At 72.4% G+C, this 21,382-nt stretch carries 21 protein-coding genes; 14 read left to right on the forward strand and 7 right to left on the reverse strand.

Translation table 11 applies throughout. From position 1 onward, the window contains the following. Positions 1 to 70: 70 nt before the first annotated feature. Entirely contained in the window at positions 71 to 571 is a 501-nt protein-coding gene (locus H180DRAFT_RS16160) for a CHRD domain-containing protein (protein WP_055486784.1), read from the reverse strand. Positions 572 to 900: 329 nt separating this feature from the next. Between H180DRAFT_RS16160 and H180DRAFT_RS29520 the strand changes: the two genes are divergently transcribed. The 11 genes from H180DRAFT_RS29520 to H180DRAFT_RS16215 all read left to right on the forward strand — a co-directional run bounded on the left by H180DRAFT_RS29520 (position 901) and on the right by H180DRAFT_RS16215 (position 11,912). Further along, entirely contained in the window at positions 901 to 1,173 is a 273-nt protein-coding gene (locus H180DRAFT_RS29520) for a hypothetical protein (RefSeq protein ID WP_074466834.1), read from the forward strand. A 310-nt stretch (positions 1,174 to 1,483) separates the two neighbouring features. Next, a complete protein-coding gene (locus H180DRAFT_RS16170) occupies positions 1,484 to 2,053 on the forward strand; it encodes a DUF2617 family protein (protein WP_055486785.1) in 570 nt (189 codons plus the stop codon). 126 nt (positions 2,054 to 2,179) lie between these two features. Then, positions 2,180 to 3,883, forward strand: a complete 1,704-nt coding sequence (locus tag H180DRAFT_RS16175; RefSeq protein WP_055486786.1) for a polyamine aminopropyltransferase — start codon at positions 2,180 to 2,182, stop codon at positions 3,881 to 3,883. Positions 3,884 to 4,005: 122 nt separating this feature from the next. Then, positions 4,006 to 5,295 (forward strand): SRPBCC family protein, encoded by a 1,290-nt coding sequence (locus tag H180DRAFT_RS16180; RefSeq protein ID WP_055486787.1) that lies wholly within the window; start codon positions 4,006 to 4,008, stop codon positions 5,293 to 5,295. A 73-nt stretch (positions 5,296 to 5,368) separates the two neighbouring features. After that, a complete protein-coding gene (locus H180DRAFT_RS16185; protein ID WP_055486788.1) occupies positions 5,369 to 6,187 on the forward strand; it encodes an aldose epimerase family protein in 819 nt (272 codons plus the stop codon). A 44-nt stretch (positions 6,188 to 6,231) separates the two neighbouring features. Next, on the forward strand, positions 6,232 to 6,768 hold the full coding sequence (gene pyrE, locus H180DRAFT_RS16190; RefSeq protein WP_055486789.1) for an orotate phosphoribosyltransferase: 537 nt from the start codon (positions 6,232 to 6,234) through the stop codon (positions 6,766 to 6,768). A 272-nt stretch (positions 6,769 to 7,040) separates the two neighbouring features. Then, on the forward strand, positions 7,041 to 8,063 hold the full coding sequence (gene fbaA / locus H180DRAFT_RS16195; RefSeq protein ID WP_055486790.1) for a class II fructose-bisphosphate aldolase: 1,023 nt from the start codon (positions 7,041 to 7,043) through the stop codon (positions 8,061 to 8,063). Positions 8,064 to 8,265: 202 nt separating this feature from the next. Further along, positions 8,266 to 8,679 carry a DUF3151 domain-containing protein gene (locus H180DRAFT_RS16200; RefSeq protein ID WP_055486791.1) on the forward strand — a complete coding sequence of 138 codons (414 nt, stop codon included), beginning with the start codon at positions 8,266 to 8,268 and terminating at the stop codon, positions 8,677 to 8,679. Between the two features lie 314 nt (positions 8,680 to 8,993). Further along, complete coding sequence (locus H180DRAFT_RS16205) at positions 8,994 to 9,854, forward strand: tryptophan 2,3-dioxygenase family protein (protein ID WP_055486792.1); 861 nt, start codon at positions 8,994 to 8,996, stop codon at positions 9,852 to 9,854. Further along, positions 9,847 to 11,160 carry a kynureninase gene (locus H180DRAFT_RS16210; RefSeq protein ID WP_055486793.1) on the forward strand — a complete coding sequence of 438 codons (1,314 nt, stop codon included), beginning with the start codon at positions 9,847 to 9,849 and terminating at the stop codon, positions 11,158 to 11,160. Before H180DRAFT_RS16205 ends, H180DRAFT_RS16210 begins: the two co-directional genes overlap by 8 nt. A 14-nt stretch (positions 11,161 to 11,174) precedes the next feature. Then, a complete protein-coding gene (locus H180DRAFT_RS16215; protein ID WP_055486794.1) occupies positions 11,175 to 11,912 on the forward strand; it encodes an alpha/beta hydrolase family protein in 738 nt (245 codons plus the stop codon). 110 nt (positions 11,913 to 12,022) lie between these two features. Here H180DRAFT_RS16215 and H180DRAFT_RS16220 read toward each other — a convergent pair whose 3' ends face one another. After that, on the reverse strand, positions 12,023 to 12,484 hold the full coding sequence (locus H180DRAFT_RS16220; protein WP_055486795.1) for a cupin domain-containing protein: 462 nt from the start codon (positions 12,482 to 12,484) through the stop codon (positions 12,023 to 12,025). Between the two features lie 95 nt (positions 12,485 to 12,579). Beyond that, positions 12,580 to 13,863 (reverse strand): adenylosuccinate synthase, encoded by a 1,284-nt coding sequence (locus H180DRAFT_RS16225; RefSeq protein ID WP_055486796.1) that lies wholly within the window; start codon positions 13,861 to 13,863, stop codon positions 12,580 to 12,582. 150 nt (positions 13,864 to 14,013) lie between these two features. Here H180DRAFT_RS16225 and H180DRAFT_RS16230 point away from each other — a divergent pair, with 150 nt between their 5' ends. Further along, a complete protein-coding gene (locus H180DRAFT_RS16230; protein WP_055486797.1) occupies positions 14,014 to 14,922 on the forward strand; it encodes a hypothetical protein in 909 nt (302 codons plus the stop codon). A 58-nt stretch (positions 14,923 to 14,980) separates the two neighbouring features. On the opposite strand, the gene H180DRAFT_RS16235 is transcribed toward H180DRAFT_RS16230, so the two are convergent. The 3 genes from H180DRAFT_RS16235 to H180DRAFT_RS16245 form a co-directional block, all read right to left on the reverse strand. Continuing rightward, positions 14,981 to 15,304 carry a hypothetical protein gene (locus H180DRAFT_RS16235; protein ID WP_055486798.1) on the reverse strand — a complete coding sequence of 108 codons (324 nt, stop codon included), beginning with the start codon at positions 15,302 to 15,304 and terminating at the stop codon, positions 14,981 to 14,983. Next, positions 15,301 to 15,606, reverse strand: a complete 306-nt coding sequence (locus H180DRAFT_RS16240) for a DUF6247 family protein (RefSeq protein ID WP_107097676.1) — start codon at positions 15,604 to 15,606, stop codon at positions 15,301 to 15,303. The genes H180DRAFT_RS16235 and H180DRAFT_RS16240 overlap by 4 nt, the downstream gene beginning before the upstream one ends. Before the next feature lie 306 nt (positions 15,607 to 15,912). Continuing rightward, positions 15,913 to 16,338, reverse strand: coding sequence for a GbsR/MarR family transcriptional regulator (locus H180DRAFT_RS16245; RefSeq protein WP_079100163.1), 426 nt, complete (start codon positions 16,336 to 16,338; stop codon positions 15,913 to 15,915). A gap of 203 nt (positions 16,339 to 16,541) precedes the next feature. Here H180DRAFT_RS16245 and H180DRAFT_RS16250 point away from each other — a divergent pair, with 203 nt between their 5' ends. Together H180DRAFT_RS16250 and H180DRAFT_RS16255 are read left to right on the forward strand one after the other, a co-directional pair. Continuing rightward, on the forward strand, positions 16,542 to 17,480 hold the full coding sequence (locus H180DRAFT_RS16250; RefSeq protein WP_055486801.1) for an ABC transporter ATP-binding protein: 939 nt from the start codon (positions 16,542 to 16,544) through the stop codon (positions 17,478 to 17,480). Next, on the forward strand, positions 17,477 to 19,207 hold the full coding sequence (locus H180DRAFT_RS16255) for an ABC transporter permease (protein WP_254666044.1): 1,731 nt from the start codon (positions 17,477 to 17,479) through the stop codon (positions 19,205 to 19,207). The genes H180DRAFT_RS16250 and H180DRAFT_RS16255 overlap by 4 nt, the downstream gene beginning before the upstream one ends. Before the next feature lie 136 nt (positions 19,208 to 19,343). Here H180DRAFT_RS16255 and H180DRAFT_RS16260 read toward each other — a convergent pair whose 3' ends face one another. Further along, entirely contained in the window at positions 19,344 to 21,257 is a 1,914-nt protein-coding gene (locus H180DRAFT_RS16260) for a serine/threonine-protein kinase (protein ID WP_055486802.1), read from the reverse strand. Positions 21,258 to 21,382 lie beyond the last annotated feature (125 nt).

Consider the following 21,382-nt stretch of genomic DNA (forward strand, 5'->3'; position numbering starts at 1 on the left):
TGGCCCCAGCGCACGCAACCCCCCGCTGCCGCGACCGGTCGCGGCAGCGGGGGCCACCCGTTGCGAGCCGTCAGAGCTGTCCGCGAACGGCTCCGGCCGGGAACTGCGCGTTGTGGACGTTGGTGTAGAAGAAGAACGGGTTCTGCTTGATGCCCTGAAGCTCCCAGTAGGTCAGCACGGTCGAGGCGTTGGCCTCGGTCTGGGTCCGCTGCGCGCGGATGCAGCCGGAGGACGAGCCGTTCTCGGGCGGGGTGTTCAGGGTGACGATGACCGGCCCCGCCTCGCCGCTCTGCCCGATGTGGATGTGGGCGGCGGTCGGGGGAGCGACGTTCTCGACGCTGAGCTTGTAGCACAGCTTGCCGTGCGAGATGCGGTACAGGAACCTGCCGGTGCCGTCGGGGTCGCCCGGGCCGGGGACCTCCTGCGCGCCGTCGAGCAGCACGAGGTGCGTGCCGTGGCCGCCGACGGGGTCGGCGGGGGCTGCGGGGGCTGCGGTGGCGGTGCCGGCCGTCGAGGCCAGCAGGGCGGCGGCCCCGAGTGCGGCCGTGGCGGCAGCGGTGGATACGCGCATGCGAATGCTCCTCTTCTCTTCCGTGCACATTCGGTGCTGGATCAAGAACGCTCCGTACATGGCGGTCGATGGCGACGCTATGCACGGCACGGGACATCCGCATCCGCAGCAGGCATTCGGCTCATGCGCACGCGTCCCGGGGGAGGGCACGCGCAGCCGGGGTCCTCAACCTCTGCTCTTCCTCAACTGTGCTTTGAAGGGCGGGAGTGCGGGGCAGGAGCGCCACACGCCGGCAGTTGGCCGGCGGGTCCGGGCGCCCTGGGGGCGTCCGAACCCGGGTGCTCAGCGGTGCGAGGCGGCACCGCGCAAGTGACGAGGGGGAACCGCCCATGGCAGGTGTCGCCGAAATGCTCGTGTTCATGGTCTTCGTGGGAATCGTCATCGGGATCGTCGCGATCGTCGCGAAGAAGTCGTCCTCGTCCTCCGGGGGCGGCCGCAAGCGCCGTGCCCGGTACTCGGGCGGCGGCGCGGCCGCGGGCGGCGGCTGGTGGGCCGGCGGCGGCCACGACGCCGGTGGTTCGTGCGGCGGCGGTTCGTCCTGCGGCGGGGGCGGCTGCGGTGGTGGCGGCGGCGGTGGTGGTGGCTGCGGAGGCGGCGCCTGACCTCCGCGCCCGGCATTCGCGCCTGGCCTTCGTGCGGGCGGGCGCGCTCCGGGGGCCCCGAGCGCCTTACAGGGAATCCGTCCTTCCGTCGAGAGAGCCCGGCAGTTGAACATCTGAACTGCCCGGCCCCCGGGGGGATGGAAACCCGGAGAATATTGGGCCATGGAGCTGTGGCAGTACACATTTCATGATTCGGTGATTCTGTATCCCCGGAACTGGCGTGGGTACGAGCCGGCGGCGCACGACCCCTGATCACTCGTCGAGAGTGCGCCCGGTTCACCCCTCCACTGTGTGCCTGCGGAGCCGACCCATGCTCACCACTGTCTCCACCCCGTACACCGACACCCGCGCGGACGACCTCGCTTGGGCCCTCGGCCGCGGGCCGCTGCCCGCGCTCGCCTGCCGCGAGCTCGAACTCGACGGCATCAGCGTGCAGTTGAGGCTCCTGGGTGCATCGCACCAGGTGATCCTCGACGAGGGCGGACGTACCTGCTCGGAAACCGTCGCCTGCATGCCCGGCAGTACGCCGCTGCCGCTCGCCGTCTCACGCCGCACCGGCGCGTGGGACTACGACTTCGCGGCGCGCGTCGAAACGCTCACGCCTGCCTCGTTCACGGGCCGCGCCCAGGAGTTGCTCGAACTCGTCTCCGGCCATCCCGGAGGTCTCGCCGGTGTGTTCCCCGGAGCACCGGACGCGTTCACCGCCCTGATGGTGCAGCGGTCGGCGGGCCAGGTGCGCTGGCGCACCTGGCATTCCTATCCGCAGGAGCTCCGGCTGGTCTCCACCCGTACATGCCTGGTGCGTTCGGCCGCGCGTTCGCGGGGCGCCCCGTCCTCGGCGCTCTCCGGGGTCGCCGAACCGTCCGCGACGGTGCGGTAGTTGACCGGCTCGTACCCGTGCGCCCGGACACGGGGTGTCCGCGGCCGCTTCGCCTCACGCGGTCCGCGGCCGCGGCATGCGTGTGGGTGACCGGGGGCACGGAAACAGTCACGTAGCGTTCGCGCCATGACCGACCGCCTTCTCGCCCAGCCTCAGGACGTGCGGCTTCCGGTGCCCGCCGGGCTCGGTCGCGGGCTCGTTCTCGCGTCGGTCTTCGTGTGCGCGGCCTGCGGTCTCGTCTACGAGCTCGAACTCGTCGCGCTCGCAACCTACTTGGCGGGCGACTCGGTCACACAGGCGTCCGTCGTCCTGTCCGTGATGGTCTTCGCGATGGGCATCGGCTCGCTTCTCGCCAAGAGACTGCGCTGCCGGGCGGCGACGGGATTCGCCGCCGTGGAGGCGCTGCTCGCACTCGTCGGCGGCGGTTCGGCGATGGCGCTGTACGCGAGCTTCGCCTGGTTCGGCGGCGCGCACGTCGCGCTCGTCGGCTTCTCGCTCGCCATCGGTGTGCTGATCGGTGCCGAGATGCCGCTGCTGATGACCCTCATCCAGCGCATCCGGCACCAGGACGCGGGCGGTGCGGTCGCCGACCTCTTCGCCGCCGACTACGTGGGCGCGCTCGTCGGCGGGCTGACCTTCCCCTTCCTTCTGCTGCCGCTCTTCGGCCAGTTGACGGGGGCTCTGCTGACGGGCGTGGTGAACGCGGGCGCGGGCGGAGTCGTCGTGCTGTGGCTCTTCCGCCACGACGTGAGCACCCGCACGCGCTGGGGCCTGCTCGCCGCGAACGGCGCGGTGGTGGTGCTGCTGGTCGCCGCCACGTCCTTCGTCGGCCCGTTCGAACGGGCCGCGCGGCACGCGGTGTACGGACACGACGTGCGGGTCGCCGTCCGCGACGGCGAACGCGAGGCCGTCCTCACCGGCGACCCGGACCCCACGGCCTACCGGCACGGCGCCGAGCCGTTGCGGTTCTTCCTCAACGGGCGGATGCGGGCCTCGTCCGCCGACGGCGACCGCTACCAGGCCTCCCTCGTCCGCCCCGCCATGGCCGTCCCCCTCGGCCCCGGGGGGACCCCCAGGCCGCGACGGGTGCTGATTCTCGGAGGTGCGGACGGGCTGGCCCTCCGTGAAGTGCTCCGTCACCCGGGCGTGCGGGAGGTGACCGTACTCGGAGGCGACGAGGCAGCGGTGCGGCTCGCCCGCACGGACCCGGGGCTGCGGCGGCTGAACGAGGACGCCTACGCCGACCCGCGCGTGCGCGTCGTCCAGGATGCCGGGATCTTCGAACGGCTGCGGGACCGGGCGCGCGACCCGGGGGCGGCGCCGTACGACGTCGTCGTGTCCGACCTGCCCGAACCCGCAGTGCGGGACGTCGCGAAGCTCTACTCGCAGGAGTTCTACGGTCTGGTGGACCGTGCGCTGGCGGCCGACGGACGTCTCGCCGTGCACGCCGGCCCGGCGACCGCCGACCCGCGCACGTACTGGACGGTGGAGGCGACGCTGCGGTCCGCCGGGCTGCGCACCTCTCCGTACGTGGTGCCCCGCTCCCGCGACGGGGACGCCCGAGACCGGGACGCCCGCGGCCGGGGTCCCAGCGACTGGGGGTTCGTGCTCGCCTCGCGGGGCGGCCCGGCGAAGCCCTGGACCGAGGCACCCGCGGGGGCCTCGGAGCTGACGGCTGTGAGCAGCAGCGCCGCCCCTGCTGCGGGCGACGGCAAGGTGTCACCGCCGTACCCGCTGACTGCGCATCAACTGCGTTCGGCGGGGCTGCAGACGGAGCGGACCCGCCTGCCGGGCCTTCCGCCCTCCACTCTCACGCGCCCTCGCTACTGACCTCCTGCCGCGCGGGGCTCCTTCCGCGTCGGCTGCCCACCGCCCCCACGCGGGTGCGCTGCGCGGGCGGAACGGCGCAGAGGCGGTCACATGTACGGGGTCTCGTGGGTAGGCTCCGCCCTATGGAGCACGAGGTGAACGTTCCGTTTTCCGTCGGATCGGTGCGGGCCGCGCTCGCTGAGCCCGGACGCGTGGCGCACTGCGTGCCCGGTCTGCAACTCGACGGCGACGAGGCCGTCAGGCCCGCGAAGACCGGCAGGAGCACCGGAAGCGCGGACGCCCGGAGCACCGGAAGCACCGTCGAGGGACGCCTGCGCGTCCGCGTCGGCGGCTCCACGATCACGTACCGGGGCAGCCTGACGATCACGTCCCGCGGTGAGGAGTTCACCGTCAAGGGCACCGGCACGGAGGCGCGCGGCAGCGGCTCCGTGCGGCTGAACCTCACCGTCGTACCGAGGCGGGCGAAGGACGGCGAGAGCACCCGACTGGTCTGCTCGGGGACGGTCAAGGCGGACGGGCGCCTCAAGGACGTCGAGCCGAAGACGGTGACGTCGGCCGGGCACAGGCTGCTTGAACGGTTCGGGGCCGCCCTCGGCGAGAGCATCCAGCAGGACCCGCCGCCGGCACTCGACTCCCCGGACGCGCCTGCGGCGGAACCGGCCGCGACGGCCGGGCCCACGGGCGGCATCGGCGAGCCCGACGACAACGAGCGCGTCATCCCCGGCATCCCGGGCCCCGACAACCGCGAGGCGGCGCAGGAGGAGAAGCACGGCAAGGGCCGGGCGGAGTCCGCCGAGGACAGGGCCGCTGCCGACGAGAGCGCCGGTGGCAAGGACCGGGCCGGTGAGCAGGCCCGCGACCGGGCTGAGCCCGGGGGCACAGACAACGGCACCGGCGACGGCACGGGCAAGGGCACCGACAACGGCACAGCCGAGGGGACGGACGCCGGCCGGGACGCGGGCCCGGACAAGACCAGGGCGGAGACCCCGGGCCCGGACGGTGACACCGGCGGGAAGAAGGGCCGCGGCACCGGCGGGAAGCAGGCCGGCGGGGAAGCCGAGGGGCAGGAGGCGGACAAGGACCGCACGGCCCCGGAGGGGGAGGCTCCGCAGCGCGAGGGCATCTTCGGCACCGAGGTCCCGCCGTCCTCCCTCGACCCCTTCAACGAGGAACCCCTCGACGAGGCCGAGGTGGAGGCCGCGGCCGAGGCCGAGGCGGCGCATGCACGCCGCACGATGATCGGGCGCAGCGCCGAGGAGGTCGACCACGCGCCGCCGCGCGGCCGCTACGCCCCCATCCCGGTGCCGGAGCCGATCGCCAACTCGGCGGCGCTGCGCTGGGTGGCGCCGGCCGCGGCTGCCGTCGTCGCCGGTTTCGTCGTCATCGGGCGCGCCCTGCGCCGCCGCCGCTGAAGGTGCAGGCGCAGGCCGGCGCGTACGGCCGGGTCGTGCTCTGCCGGGAAGTACCGAGGTTTAAGGTCGCGTCATGACTGACACCGCCACCACCGACGCCGATGTCACACTCCGTGCCGGAGACGCCGAGTTGACGGTCGAACCGCACCGGGGCTGCCGGATCGCCTCGCTGAAGGTCGGCGGTACGGAGCTGCTGCGGCAGGGCAACAGGTACGGGTCGTTCGTCATGGTCCCCTGGTGCGGACGCACCGACCAGGGCCGCTTCCGCAGCGGCGGCGAGCTGTACCAACTCCCCCTGGACAGCGGCCCGCACGCGATCCACGGCACCGCGCGCGACGGCGCGTGGCGCACCCTGCGGCACGACGAGCGGTCGGCGGCCTTCACGTGCGACCTGAGCGACCCCTGGCCGTGGGAGGGCCAGGTGACGCAGATCGTCGAGCTCGACGAGGCCGGCAAGGGCCTCACGCTCACTCTCGGGGTCGAGACGGCTGACGCGAGCTTCCCCGCGCAGGCCGGCTGGCACCCGTGGTTCCTGCGCAACCTCGGCGGGCGGGGCGGTGACGTGCGCATCGACTTCGACCCGGAGTGGCAGGAGGAGCGCGGTGTCGACCACCTTCCCAGCGGCTCGCGCATCGCTCCCCGCCCGGGCCCCTGGGACGACTGCTTCGGCATGCCGCAGGGCGTCGACGTCACCCTGACCTGGCCGGGGCAGCTGGAGTTGAACGTGGCGAGCCGCGCCGAGTGGGTCGTCGTGTACGACGAGCAGCCGGAAGCCGTGTGCGTGGAACCGCAGACGGGTCCGCCGAACGGTCTCAACTCCCATCCGCAGCTGGTCACTCCGATCCAGCCGCTGGAGACCTCCACGACCTGGACCTGGCGGCCCCTGTCGTAGCGTCCCCGTCCTGCCCGCATAGGCTCCGGGGCATGAGCCGGGACATGAGCACTGCAGACGCGCTGCTGCGGCAGATCAAGGAAAAGGCCGTCGTGCACGGCAAGGTCACGCTCTCCTCGGGGCAGGAGGCGGACTTCTACATCGACCTGCGGCGCATCACCCTCGACGGAGAGGCCGCGCCGCTCGCGGGCCAGGTCATGCTCGACCTGACGGACGGGCTCGACTTCGACGCGGTCGGCGGCCTGACGCTGGGCGCCGACCCCGTGGCCTCGGCGATGCTGCACGCGGCTGCGGCCCGGGGCCGGAGGCTGGACGCGTTCGTCGTGCGCAAGGCGGGCAAGGCGCACGGTCTGCAGCGCCGCATCGAGGGGCCGGACATCGCCGGGCGGCGGGTGCTGATCGTCGAGGACACCTCCACCACCGGCAACTCGCCGCTCACCGCCGTCGAGGCGGCGCGGGAGGCCGGCGCGGAGGTCGTCGCGGTGGCCACCATCGTCGAGCGCGGGGCGGCGCAGGCGATCGAGGCGGCGGGGCTGAGGTATCTGCACGCGTACGAGCTGGCGGATCTCGGCCTGACCTGAGGAAGCCCGCCGCCGAGCGGCCTGCCCGGAGCGGCCTGCCCAGGGCCGGGAGCCCGCGGCGGGCGACGGCCGGGGACGACCCGGATGACGGCCGGTGGCCGGACACTGCCACATCCCGTGGCGGCGAGCACGGCGGTCGGTCTGGGAGTATGGGGGTGACGATGACGTCGTTCCGTTGATTTCGTTGATTCCCGTCGATCCGGCCACGGACTGACCGTCGACCCGGATCCGGCCTCCGCAGCAGAGCCGATACACACCCAAGGAGCGGACAGATGCCCATCGCGACCCCCGAGGTCTACAACGAGATGTTCGACCGGGCGAAGGCGGGCAAGTTCGCCTACCCCGCCATCAACGTCACCTCGACGCAGACCCTGCACGCCGCCCTCCGGGGCTTCGCGGAGGCGGAGAGCGACGGGATCGTCCAGATCTCCACCGGCGGTGCCGAGTTCCTCGGCGGGCAGTACAGCAAGGACATGGTGAGCGGTGCCGTGGCGCTGGCCGAGTTCGCGCACATCGTCGCGAAGAAGTACCCGGTCAACGTCGGCCTGCACACGGACCACTGCCCGAAGGACAAGCTCGACGGCTACGTGCGTCCGCTGCTCGCGGTCTCGAAGGAGCGCGTGGACGCCGGGCAGAACCCGCTGTTCCAGTCCCACATGTGGGACGGCTCCGCCGAGAACCTGAAGGACAACCTGGAGATCGGCCAGGAGCTGCTCGCCCAGGCCGCCGCCGCGAAGATCATCCTCGAGGTCGAGATCACCCCGACCGGCGGCGAGGAGGACGGCGTCACCCACGAGATCAACGACGAGCTGTACACGACGGTCGACGACGCGCTCCGGACCGCGGAGGCGCTCGGCCTGGGCGAGAAGGGCCGCTACCTGCTGGCCGCCTCGTTCGGCAACGTGCACGGCGTCTACAAGCCCGGCAACGTCGTCCTCCGCCCCGAGCTGCTGCGCGACCTCCAGGAGGGCGTCTCCGCCAAGACCGGGAAGCAGAACCCGTTCGACTTCGTCTTCCACGGCGGCTCCGGCTCCACGGACACCGAGATCGCCACGGCGCTGGAGAACGGCGTGGTGAAGATGAACCTGGACACCGACACCCAGTACGCCTTCTCGCGTCCCGTCGCGGACCACATGTTCCGCAACTACGACGGTGTGCTGAAGGTCGACGGCGAGGTCGGCAACAAGAAGACCTACGACCCGCGCAGCTGGGGCAAGGCCGCCGAGAAGGGCATGGCCGAACGCGTGCAGCAGGCGTGCGCGAACCTGCGCTCGACCGGCACGCGGCTGAAGTAGTACGCAGGGGCGCAGGGAGCCCGGGCAGAACAGCGCCCGGGCGGAACAGAGCCCGCCCGTCCCGTTTCGAGGAGGGCCGGACCGCGCCGCGGCGGGGGCCGGCCCTCCCGTGCTGTGCGCCGGGCCTGCCCGTGCCACGGGGGAGCGGCGGGTTCGCTCCACCCGGGACCGCGTCCCCCACCGACAAGGCAGACTGGAAAGCATGAGCATTCACGAGAACCTGCTCGGGGGTCCGCCCCCGACCCACCTGCCCGACGACCCCGGTCCGCGCGAACTGCTCGCGTCGGGGGCGGCGCCCGTCGAGGTGGCCGCGGAGTATCCCGCGTCCTCGCTGGCGTGGGCGCTGCTCGCGGACGACGCCTTCGAGGCAGGACGGGTCGTCGAGTCCTACGCGTACGCGCGTACGGGCTACCACCGCGGTCTCGACGCGCTGCGCCGCAGCGGCTGGAAGGGCCACGGTCCCGTGCCGTTCGAACACGAGCCGAACCGCGGCTTCCTGCGTGCGCTGCACGCGCTCGCGCGGGCCGCGCAGTCGATCGGGGAGCACGAGGAGTACGAGCGCTGCTCGTCGTTCCTCAAGGAGAGCTCGCCCACCGCTGCGGCGACCTTGTCGTAGGCAGGGGACGGCGGCACAGGCGGTCGAGTCGGGGCAGGGCCCGTCAGGGTCGGCGGTTCCGGCCGCGGACCGCGTTCAGGCAGTTCGGGCCGCACTCGCGGCCGCGGACCGTGGACGGCCTGACGCAGGCGAGCCCGCTGGGCATATGACCAAGGCGCTGACCAGGTGCTCTTGTCCCGGCGGGCCGCCTCCCCGATGATGAGTTCCAGGCCCGTACGCCCGGAATCCGGGGCGGGCCTGAGGGGACCGGGGCTCCATTGCCGATCGAGAGATTGGAGCGGACCGCTACCCGGACACCACGTCGAGGAGAAGCGATGTCGCACGACGTCGAGGACCCAGCGGCCGGTTCGCAGGCCCCCAATCTGGACTTCAAAGGCACCACTCCGTACGAGGACTACGTGCAGGCCGACGTCCTCACCCACCTCCAGCACCCGCTCTCGGAAGACCCCGGCGAGATGGTCTTCCTCGTCACCACGCAGGTCATGGAGCTGTGGTTCACGGTCATCGTGCACGAGTGGGAGACGGCCGCGAAGGCGCTGCGCAAGGACGACCTTCCCGTGGCGCTGGCCGCGCTGAAGCGCTCCACGTACGAGCTCAGGTCGCTGAACGCCTCGTGGGAGCCGCTGGCGCACCTGACTCCGGCGCAGTTCAATTCCTACCGTTCCGCGCTCGGCGAGGGTTCCGGCTTCCAGTCCGCGATGTACCGGCGAATGGAGTTCCTGCTCGGTGAGAAGTCCGCGTCGATGCTCGTTCCGCACCGCGGAGCACCGCGCGTGCACGACGAGTTGGAGAAGGCGCTGCACGAACCGAGCCTGTACGACGAGGTGTTGCACCACCTTGCGCGGCGGGGTGAGCCGGTGCCACAGGAGGTGCTGACCAGGGACGTCTCCCAGGCGTACCGGCCGCATCCGGAGGTGGAGGCCGTGTGGGCCGACGCGTACGCCCGGGAGGCGGACGAGGCCGGCGGCGAGGAGAAGGAGACCGTACGGCTCGGCGAGGCGCTGACCGAGGTCGCCGAACTCGTGTGGCGCTGGCGCAACGACCATCTCGTCGCCACCCGGCGGGCCATGGGCTCGAAGGTCGGCACCGGCGGCTCGGCGGGCGTGGCATGGCTGGAGAAGCGTGCCGCGAAGAACGTCTTCCCGGAGCTGTGGACGGCGCGCAGCCATGTCTGACGCGGCAGGACCGGGGGCGGGCTCTTCCACCGCCGCCGCAGAACTCGACGCGCGCGACGAACTCGCCCATCGGCGCAAGGACTTCGTCCTGGATGACGGCACCGTCTACCTGGACGGCAACTCCCTCGGCGCGCTGCCGCGTTCCGTGCCCGCACGCCTCGCGGAGGTCGTGGAGCAGGAGTGGGGGCGGCTGCGCATCCGCTCGTGGAGCGAGTCCGGATGGTGGAGCGCGCCGGAACGGATCGGCGACCGCATCGCACCGCTGGTGGGAGCGGGCGAGGGGCAGATCGTGGTCGGTGACTCGACCAGCGTCAACGTCTTCAAGGCGGTCGTGGGCGCGGTGCGCATCGCCCGCGGGGAGGATGCGGAGCACGGCGTCGGGCCCTCGCCCGCCGCGCGGGGCTCCGGCGGCCGCGACGAGATCCTCGTCGACGCGGCAACCTTCCCCACCGACGGCTACATCGCCCGCTCGGCGGCGCGGATGACCGGAGCGACGGTACGGGCGGTTCCCGTTTCCGGGATGGGCGCCGCCGCCGGTGCGAACACCGCCGCCGTGCTCGTCAACCATGTCGACTACCGCACCGGCGAGTTGCACGACCTGCGGTCCCTCACCGCCGACGTGCACCGCGCCGGCGGCCGCGTCGTGTGGGACGTCTGCCACAGCGCCGGGGCGCTCCCCGTCGAACTCGACGCGTACGAAGCCGACTTCGCCGTCGGCTGCACGTACAAGTTCCTCAACGGCGGTCCCGGGGCGCCCGCGTTCCTGTACGTGCGGCGCGAGTTGCAGCCCCGCTTCGACACGCCGCTGCCCGGCTGGACCTCGCACGCCGACCCGTTCGCCATGTCCGACGGGTACGTGCCGGCGGAAGGCGCGGTACGCGGGCGCGTCGGAACGCCGGACATCCTCTCCATGCTCGCCCTGGAGGAGTCGCTGAAGGTCTGGGAAGGCGTCGCCGTCTCCGCGGTACGCGCCAAGAGCCTCGCGCTGACGGACTTCTTCCTCCAGCAGCTGCATGCGTACGTCCCCGATGGACGGGCCGGGCGCCTCCGGCTGCGCTCGCTCACGCCGGAGGCGCACGAGCGGCGCGGCAGCCAGATCTCGCTGCTGTGCGAGACGGAGGGGCACGACGGGACCGACGTCGCGGAGGAGCTGATGGCCCGGCTCCACGAGCGCGGCATCGTCGGCGACTTCCGCCGGCCCGGCGTGCTGCGGTTCGGATTCACGCCGCTCTACACCTCGTTCGGCGACGCCGACCGCGCGGCGAAGGTGCTCGCGGAGCTGGTGCACGCGCGCGGGGACGGGTGAGCGGCGGTGAAGTTTTGACAGCCGACGAGGAACGGGCGCTGCTGGGCCTGAAGCCGGTGCCGCCGGAACGGACGGTCGCCTACGGCGAACACCCCTCCCAGGTCGTGGACTTGTACGGGGTGGGGGCGCCGGGGCCGCGCATCACCGTCCTGCACGGCGGCTTCTGGCGCGAGGCGTACGACCGCACACACCTCTCCCCCTTCGCCGCTGCGCTGGCGCAGCGCGGCATGGCGGTGGAGCTCGTCGAGTACCGGCGGGTGGGCGGCGGTGGCGGCTGGCCGGAGACGGCCCGGGACGTGGGCGCGGCCCTCGGTCTGCTCGGGCCGCCGGACGTGCTGCTGGGGCACTCTGCCGGCGGCCAGCTCGCGCTGTGGGCGGCGGCGGAGACCGGCGGTGCGGCGGACCCGCCGGGCCGGGACCGGGCCGCCGGGCGCGTCGTCGCCGTCGCCCCCGTGGCCGACCTCGAGCGTGCGCACCGGCTCCGGCTCAGCGCGGGAGCGGTGAGCGAATTCCTCGGTGGCGAGGCGTCGTTGGCGCATCGGCTCCCCGAGGCGGACCCGATGCGGCTGCCGCCGCGGGTGCCGGTGGAGGTCCTGCACGGCACAGCCGACGACGTGGTGCCCGTGGAGATGTCGCGCCGCTACGCGAACGACTGGGGCGCGCGGCTGAACCTCCTGACGGACGTCGGCCACTACGCGCCGTTCACGCCGGGCACGCCGGCGTTCGGCGTTCTCGTCGACGCCCTGGGGTGAACGTCCCCGCGGGCCTGCCCGGTTGGTCAGGACCACGCCGGCCCGCTGATCAGGGCGGCACCGTTCCGGGCCGGGGCACTGCGGCCTGCGGCGATCCGGGGGTGCGCCGCTCAGGGCAGCATGCGGAAGTCGGCGAAGTCGAAACCCGGCGAGACGACGCAGCTGACCAGCGTCTCCCCTTCGCGGTCCACCGGACGGGCCCGCTGCCAGACGCCGGGCGGCACAACCGCCTGCGGCTGCTGGCCGGTTGGGACGTCGGGGCCGAGCGTGAGCGTCTCCGGCTCCCGCCCGGGTGTCTCACCGTCGCCGCCGAGCTGGAGGTGCAGCGGCGAACCGGAGTGCCACAGCCAGATCTCGGCGGACCGCACGACGTGCCAGCGTGACTCGTCCCCCGGCCCCAGAAGGAAGTAGATCGCGGTGGCACCGGCCCGCTCGCCGTCGTATCCGTCCGGGTGCAGTGTCACGCCGCTGCGCCACGTCTCGCGGAACCAGCCGCCCTCGGGATGGGGTTGCAGCCCGAGCGCGTCGGCGAGCGGGGGTGCCGAACGGCTCGTCCGGCGGTGGTCCGTCATGGGCGCGTGCTCCTCGTCTCGTCCGTGGCCGGGAGGCGCGGTGCGGCCCGGGACGCGGGCAGCGCGCCCCGGGCCGTGCACCGTCGGCCCTGCCTCTACAGGAAGGAGTTGATCTGGATGGTCTCGTCCCGTCCGGGACCGACTCCGACGGCCGAGACGGGCGCCCCCGACATCTCCTCCAGCGCCTTCACGTATCCCTGCGCGTTCTTCGGCAGGTCGGAGAACGACTTGGCCTTGGTGATGTCCTCGGACCAGCCCGGCAGGTACTCGTAGACCGGCTTGGCGTGGTGGAAGTCGCTCTGGCTGAAGGGGAGTTCGTCGAAGCGCTTGCCCTCTGCCTCGTAGCCGACGCAGACGGGGATGCGCTCCCAGCCGGTCAGCACGTCGAGCTTGGTGAGGAAGAAGTCGGTCAGACCGTTCACGCGGGTCGCGTAGCGGGCGATGACCGCGTCGAACCATCCGCAGCGCCGGTCGCGGCCGGTCGTGACGCCCCGCTCGCCCCCGATCTCGCGCAGTGCCTCGCCGTCGGCGTCCAGCAGTTCGGTGGGGAAGGGGCCCGCGCCGACGCGGGTCGTGTACGCCTTGAGGATGCCGATGACGCGGCTGATCTTCGTCGGTCCTACGCCCGACCCCGTGCAGGCGCCGCCCGCCGTGGGGTTGGAGGAGGTCACGAACGGATATGTGCCGTGGTCGACGTCGAGCAGCGTGCCCTGGCCGCCCTCGAAGAGGACGACCTTCCCCTCGTCCACGGCGTCGTTGAGGATCAGGGTGGTGTCGGCGACGTAGCCGCGCAGGGCGTCGGCGTAGCCCAGCAGCTCCTCGACGATCTGCTCGGTGCGCACGGCACGCCGGTTGTAGAGCTTGGCGAGCACCTGGTTCTTGAAGTCGAGGGCCGCCTCGACCTTCTGCGTCAGGATCGACTCGTCGAAGAGGTCCTGGACGCGGATGCCCACGCGGTTGATCTTGTCCGCGTAGGCAGGGCCGATGCCCCGCCCCGTCGTGCCGATCTTCCGCTTCCCGAGGAACCGTTCCGTCACCTTGTCGACCTCGGTGTGGTACGGCGTGATCAGGTGCGCGTTGCCGCTGACGAGGAGCTTGGAGGTGTCGACGCCGCGCTCGTTCAGCCCGCTCAGCTCGGAGAGCAGGACCGAAGGGTCGACGACGACGCCGTTGCCGATCACGGGCACACAGCCCGGCGAGAGGATGCCCGAGGGGAGCAGGTGCAGCGCGTACTTCTGGTCGCCCACGACGACCGTGTGACCGGCGTTGTTGCCGCCCTGGTAACGCACCACGTAGTCCACCGAACCGCCGAGGAGATCGGTGGCCTTCCCTTTGCCCTCGTCACCCCACTGAGCACCGAGCAGCACAAGTGCGGGCACAGGCGTACACCCCTTCCGGGCGGGGCATGTCCCACGTGCGTGGCGAGTGCCATCGCAAGAGCCGCGGACCGGTGCCCCAGATAGAGGAAGCCCCTGGCGCAACAGCGACAGGGGCTCTTGCACCGAGAGGTTACCTGAGAGAGGAACAAGGTGTCGGCTCCAGACCCCGCGGGGAGCTCGCAGCCCTCGCTGCTCCTGGTCATCGACCCCGTCGCCAAGCTGTGGGACGGGGAGTCCGTGCGCATCGCACGGGACGTGCTGTGCGCGGGCGCGTCCGGCGTGAAGGTGTGCCTGCCGGAGAGTCCGGAGGAGACCGAGCGGGCCCTGGCCCGCCGGGGAAGCCGGCGTCCGGTGGTCGTCGGTGACGACAGAGCGCTGCTGCGGGCCGTCCGACTGCTGCACCGCGAGCGGGAGTTGGAGGAGGCGACGCTGTCGGTGGTTCCCGTCGGCCCGGAGGAGACCGTGGCGCTGATGCGCGGTCTGGGCGTGCCGCCGGACGCGGTCTCGGCCGCCCGCACCGTTTTCGGCGGCGCCGAGCGGCGGCTGGGTCTGCTGACGGACGACAGCGGCGGTGTGGTGCTCGGCGGGATCCGCATCCCGGGGTCACCGTGCACGGGTGAACTCTCCGCACGCGGGGGTGCGTTGAGGGCGAAGGCTGCTCTGTCGCGCACGCGGCGCCCGCGGCGCTCGCGGACGGCCGGGCAGCGGCTGCGGGTCGAGGCGGACGGCGAACTGCTGGCGGATCTCGACCGGCCGGTGACGGAGGTCTCGGTCTACTCACCCCGCTCCCCGGGACGGGGAGCGCCGCCGGGCCCCCGCTCGCCCCGGGGCAACCAGGAACCCGGCCCGGGCGGTGAGGGCACCAGGGAGGGTGCGCGGAGCCTGGCGCAGGTGACCGTGCTGCCGCAGGGAGCGGACCGGGTGCAGGCGCGGGCCAAGGCGGTGACGGTCTCGGGCCCGGACTTCCGCTACCGCGCGGACGCCCTGGACGGCGGGCCGGTGCGTGTGCGGACGTGGACGGCGCTGGCAGGGGCGTGGAGCCTCATGCTCCCTGCGTGAGGGGCCGGCGGCGGTTGCTCCTGTGGTCTGGTGGCTGGTGGTTCAGGTCAGGTTCCGGCTACTGCCAGAAGCACTCATCGATCACGATCTGCGGGTCGGTGACGCGGGATACGAAGCTGTACCGCAGCCATCCGCGTCCGTGGTCGAAGTAGAGGACGTGCTGACCGGCAGGACGAGTGGACTGGACGGGCTCGACGCTCATGCCGGCTGGCAGGTCGCGATCGGCATCGATACCTCGGAAGTACGGGTCGGGGGCGGTCACGAGCTCGGCGCGGGCGGCATGGAGAAGGGCCCGGGCGTCGTCGGGCAGGGCGTTGCGGTTGAGTTCAGCTTCCGTGGTCCAGTCGGCCTGCCAGGGCGGGCCCATGAAGTCGTCCGTCACTGGCCGGGTTCTGCCTTCGCTGCTTCACGGCGGATGCGCCCGGCTTCTTCGATGAGGGCCTTTGCACGGGTGTAGTCGCGTTCCTGGGCAGCCTCGTCCTCCAGGCTGTGAACCCTGGCTTCGGTCTTGGGGTCGCGGGCGAGGGCGAATTCACCCCACCAACGGGCCAGGAAGGCGGGGACGGGAGCGAGGTCGTAGGCGTCGGCGATGTCGCGGCGCCAATGCCGGTCGAAGTCGACGAGGAGTTTGGGCGCGTGCTGCTGGATCGCGGCTCGGAGGGCCTTCGGGTTCCTCTCCGGCATGGGGGGGACGGTGTTCCCCTCGGGATGTACCGGCTGAGCGGGCATGTCGGGGGTTCTCCTGGTGCCGATGGTGTGGGGCCAAGGCTACGGCAGAGGGTGGAATGTGGCCGACGATGTTCTCAACTTCCCGGGCGTTCTGCTTTCCTGCCGGCGACTGTCCGCCTCTGCCGGTCCGGCGTTCGCCGGCGGATGGGCGCTCCTGTGGCCTGGTGGCCCGCGTCCGGGCCCCGGCGGACGGTTCGACGGCCACCTGCCCGGCCTGTCACCGCGGCATGCGCGACCCGCCACCCACCTGACCGAGCCCTGCTACGACTCCGCGTCGCGGGCGGCGCGGAGCGCGCGCCAGCGCTCCAGCATTCCCTTCAGTTCGCCCTGCATGAACTCCAGGAAGTCGTAGGTGTCCTTCACCCGCCGTCCGGCGGGAGTGCCGGCTCCGAGGGCCTGTTCGCCGGCGCGCAGGGTGGTGGTCCAGCGGCCGATGATCTGGTCGCGGTCCAGGAGCGCCTCGTACCAGACGTTCTCGTGGACGCGGTAGATCTCGCGGCGTGAGCCCGGCTCGCGTTCGCGGCTGACCATGTGGACCTGGGAGAGATAGCGGACGGCGCCCGAGACCGCGGCCGGGCTGACGCGGAGCCGTTCCGCGAGCTGTGCGGAGGTGAGCCATCCGTCCTCGGAGGCCAGCAGGCAGGCGAAGACGCGGGAGGCCATGCGCTGCATGCCCGCCTCCGTCATGTCGGCGGCGAAACGTTCGACGAAGGCGGACGCGGCCGCGTCGTACCCCGCGTCGCCTTCCGCCTCGTGTCCGGTGGTTCCGGATCCGGGTTCCGGTCTGTCTGCTGGCACCGGTTCGGCTCCCTCGATGATCAGCTGCGTACCGCAGATCCTAACGCTTCCTTAACTTCACAAATTTATGAAGCAAGCGTAGCTTCTTGTCCATGGACACATCCGCCACCGCGATCTCGGTCAGCGGTCTCGAGAAGACCTTCGGCCGGGTACGTGCACTCGACGGGCTCGACCTCGAAGTCCGCACCGGCGAGGTGCACGGCTTCCTCGGGCCCAACGGAGCCGGGAAATCGACCGCCATCCGCGTCCTTCTCGGCCTGCTGCGCGCCGACGCCGGAACCGCCCGGCTGCTCGGCCACGACCCGTGGAAGGACGCCGTCACCCTGCACCGGCGCCTCGCATACGTCCCCGGCGACGTCGAGCTGTGGCCCGGCCTCACCGGCGGGGAGGCCATCGACCTGCTCGCCCGCCTGCGGGGCGGCCTCGACCCCGCGCGCCGGGACGAGCTGACCGAACGCTTCGACCTCGACCCGACGAAGAAAGGCCGCACCTACTCCAAGGGCAACAGGCAGAAGGTCGCCATCATCGCCGCCCTCGCCTCGGACGCGGAGCTGCTGCTGCTCGACGAACCCACCGCGGGACTCGACCCGTTGATGGAGGTCGTCTTCCAGGACGTCATCCTCCAGGCGAAGGCGGCCGGCAAGACCGTGCTGCTCTCCAGCCACATCCTCGCCCAGGTCGAGAAGCTCGCCGACCGCGTGAGCATCATCCGGCTCGGCAGGATCGTCCAGTCCGGGACGCTGAGCGACATGCGGCACCTGACGCGGACCACGATCGAGGCGGAGACCGAGCGGCCCGTGACCGGGCTCGAAGACCTGCCGGGAGTGCACGACGTACGCACCGAGGACCCACGGGTGCGCTTCGCCGTCGACGGCGCGCACCTCGACGGGGCCGTGCGCCACCTCAGCGGGCTCGGCGTCCGCAGCCTCACCAGCCACCCGCCGACGCTCGAAGAGCTGATGCTGCGGCACTACGGCGACGAACTCGCCGCCAACGGGCACCGGGGCGACGCCGGGGGAGCGGCACGATGAGCACCGGGACCGGATCGGAAACCACCGGAAGCACCACGCCCCGCACCGCGGACGCGGCCCGCGACAGGCCGGGGAGCACGCCCCCGGCGGCGGCGTCCGGCACCGGAGGCCCGCCCGCACTCCACCGGCTTCTGGCGGGCACGGGCACGCTCGTCCGCTTCGCCCTGCGCCGCGACCGCGTCCGCATCCCCGTGTGGATCGCCGCGCTGCTGATGGCCAACCTCTCGACCCTCGCCCAGTTCGAGGGCCTCTACGGCGGAGCGGCCGAACGGGCCTCCATCGCGAAGACGATGGGCAGCCCCGCCGCGCTCGCCATGACCGGGCCGCGCCACTACCTGGAGGGCGGCTACGGCCTGGGCGCCATGCTCGGGCACCAGGTGATCGGTTTCTACGGTGTGCTCACCGGCCTCATGGCGGTCCTGATCGTCGTGCGGCACACACGCGACGAGGAGGAGACCGGCCGCGCGGAACTGCTGCGCTCCGCCGTCGTCGGCCGGCATGCAGCGCTGACCGCCGCCCTCACCGTCGCCGTGACCGCCTCGCTCGCGCTCGGGGGGCTGCTGGCGGCCGGCCTCGCAGCGGCCGGCGCACCGGGCGTGAACTGGGGCGGATCGCTGCTGTACGGGGCGGTGTTCGCGGGCCTCGGCATCGTCTTCGCGGGCGTCGCCGCCGTCACCGTGCAGATCACGGAGCACGCCCGTGGCGCCGCCGGGATGGCCCTGGGCGTGATCGGACTCGCGTATGCGCTGCGCGCCGCCGGTGACGTCGGCGACGGCACGCTGTCGTGGCTGTCGCCGATCGGCTGGGCGCAGCGCAGCTATCCGTTCGTGGACGACCTGTGGTGGCCGCTGCTGCTCACGCTCGCCGCCGCGGTGGCGCTGTGCGGCACCGGCTACGCGCTCAGCGTGCGCCGCGACGTCGGTGAGGGCCTGCGCACGCCGCCCGCGGGGCGCCGCACCGCCTCGGCGGTGCTGGTGCGTCCCTTCGGGTTCGCGCTGCGGCTGCACCGCGGCATGCTGGCCGGCTTCGGCGCCGGGGTGTTCCTGCTGGGGACGATGTACGGGTCGATGCTCGGCGACGTGGAGGAGATGCTGAAGGACATCGACGTGATGGACCAGGTCCTCGCGCAGGCCGGTGGTTCCTCGCTGGTGGAGTCCTTCGCCTCGGTCGTCATGATCGTCAACTCGGTCGTCGCCGCCGTCTACGTCGTGCTCGCGGCGCTGCGTCCACGGGCCGAGGAGGGCGCCGGGCGGGCCGAACCGCTGCTGGCCACGGGTCTCTCCCGCACGCGCTGGGTCTGGAGCCATCTGTCGGTGACCCTCGTGGGCGGCACGTTCACGCTGCTGCTGGCCGGGCTCGGTTTCGGCGTCGCGGGTGCGGCGTCCACCGGCGACCGCGGCCTGGTGCTGTCGCTGACCGGTGCGGCTTTGGCGTACGCGCCGGCGCTGTGGGTGACGGCCGGTGTCGCCGCGGTGCTCTTCGGCTGGCTGCCGCGTGCGACGGCGGCGGCGTGGCTCGTTCCGGTGTACGCGTTCCTCGTCGGATACCTCGGCCGGCTCCTGCAGTTCCCCGACTGGATGAACGACCTCTCCCCGTTCGGGCACGTGCCGCAGCTGCCCGCGAAGGAGATGGACTGGACGCCGATGGCGGTGCTCACCGCGGTCGCGGCCGTCCTCCTCGCCGCGGGGCTGGCGGGCTTCCGCCGCAGGGACCTGGAGACGAAGTAGCCGGCGGAGGCAGCCCGCCGCGGCAATCGGTCCGCGGCGGGCTGCCTCCGCCTGGAGAAGGCCGTCAACGGGGGGCCGGGGGCGGTCCGTTCGTCCGCGTGTTCAGTTCAGGCGGGTGTTCGGTTCACCCGCGTGTTCAGTTCACGCGGGTGTAGGCCAGTTCCGCGCCGTCGGGGAAGGTGCGAACCAGTCCGCCGTTCCCGGTGTGCAGCGTGGACGAGGCACCGGTGGCGCAGGTGCCGGAGGAGGCCGTCCTGTCCACGGCGGGCGGGCCGATGCGGACGTCGTCGCGGCCCGCGCCCGCCGAGAACAGGTCGGCCTTCGCCTCGCAGTGCTGGTTCGGGGCCTCCGAGACCAGGGAGACGGACCTGCCGCCGGCACCGACCTGCTCGACCGTCATCCGCTGGGTGCCGCCGGCGGGCAACCGGCGCTGCCAGGTGCCGAGATACTCCCGCGGCAGCTTCTCCGGCCCGGCCACGCGGTGGAGGGTGGCGGTGCGGCCCGCCGCCTCCCACCTCAGCGTCGAGCCGGAGCCCTTGGTGAGCTTGTGCGAGCCCAGGGCAGAACATGCGTCCTCGGGCACGCTCTTGACGACCTTGGTGTCCAGCTCCACCGAGTCGCCGGCCGAAACGAGCTTTCCGTCGCTCTTGCACACGTATTTCTTGCCGAGGCTGATGCTGTTGGCGACGACCTCGCCGATCTTGCCGTGTGAAAGCACGAAGCGCCGGTGCTGGCCCGTGGGTTCGCCGTCCCGCTCGACGGGGCCGCTCCACGTGCCCACGTAACTCCCGGGGATGTCGGAGGAATCGCCGGTGCCCGCGGCCTTGCCGGAGTCCAGCAGGGGGAGTTCGGCCCCGGACGCGGCGAAGGCGACGCCCGCCACGGCGACCGCAGCCAGCGCGCCGATCGCAAGGCGTCTGCGCGGACGGCGCGGGGGAGCCGGGTGCGCCGTCGGCCGCACCGGGTCCCGCGGGGCCGGCGGACGGGGCAGCGTCGAGGTGCCGGCGTTCCCGGCCCGCTCGCCGCCGGGCACCTCCGGCGCGCCCGACCCCGAGGGCGGGGTGTCGGTGTCCAGCAACTGCACGGCGTGACGGCCCAGTTCGGCGATGAGCGTCGCAGGCAGCCACGGTGCCGAAGCGGTGCCGGACGGGACGGGCCGCACCTTCGCGATGACGTCCTCCGGGGCTGGACGGTCGGCCGGGTCCTTGGCCAGGCACGAGGCGATCAGTCCGCGCAGCGGCTCCTCGACCCCCTCCAGATCGGGCTCCTCGGACGCGATGCGGAACATCACGGCGTGGATGCCGCCGCCCTCGCTGCCGAAGGGCCTGCGGCCCGTCGCGGCGTACGCGAGCACCGAACCCATGGAGAAGACGTCGCTGGCCGGGGTGACCTGCTGGGCGCGGATCTGCTCCGGCGACATGTAGCTGGGGGAGCCCACGATCACGCCGGTGCCGGTCACCGTCGAGTCGGGGAGGGCGTCCAGGGCGCGCACGATGCCGAAGTCGATGACGCGCGGGCCGTCGATCGTGACGAGCACGTTGGACGGCTTGAGGTCGCGGTGGACGACCCCTGCGCCGTGGATGTCGACGAGGGCGCTGGCGAGCCCGTAGGCGAGCACGCGGACGGAATTCCCGGGGAGCGGGCCGCCTTCCTCGCCGCCTTCGCCCTCGCCCTCGTCGCCGTCTTTGCCCTCGTCGCCGCCGGCGGGACCGGTGGACGCTCCGCGCTGCGTCCGGTTCGCCACGACCTGTTCGAGGGAGGGCCCGGCGATGTAACCGGTGGCCACCCACGGGTTCTCGGCCTCGGTGTCCGCGTCCAGCACGGGGGCCGTCCAGCGCTCCCCCACGCGCCGCGCGGCCTCCACCTCCAGGCGGAAGCGCGCGCGGAACTCCGTCTCGGCCGCCAGTTCCGATTTGATGAGCTTCACGGCGACCGTGCGTCCGCCCTCGGACCGCGCCAGATAGACCCGGCCCATTCCCCCGGCGCCGAGCCTGCTCAACAGCCGGTAGCGGCCGATCGATTGCGGGTCGTCCGCCGTCAGCTGAGCCATTGCATTCCCCACGTCGGTCTTTCCACTCGGTGCGCCGGAACCCTTTCACCCTCGGCCGCGAAGGTCACAGCCCGGCTGCCAACACGTTCCCGTTTGATGGTCGCGGCCCGATGAGGAAGGCCCGC

Source organism: Streptomyces sp. WMMB 322 (assembly GCF_900090145.1).
Lineage (GTDB): Bacteria > Actinomycetota > Actinomycetes > Streptomycetales > Streptomycetaceae > Streptomyces.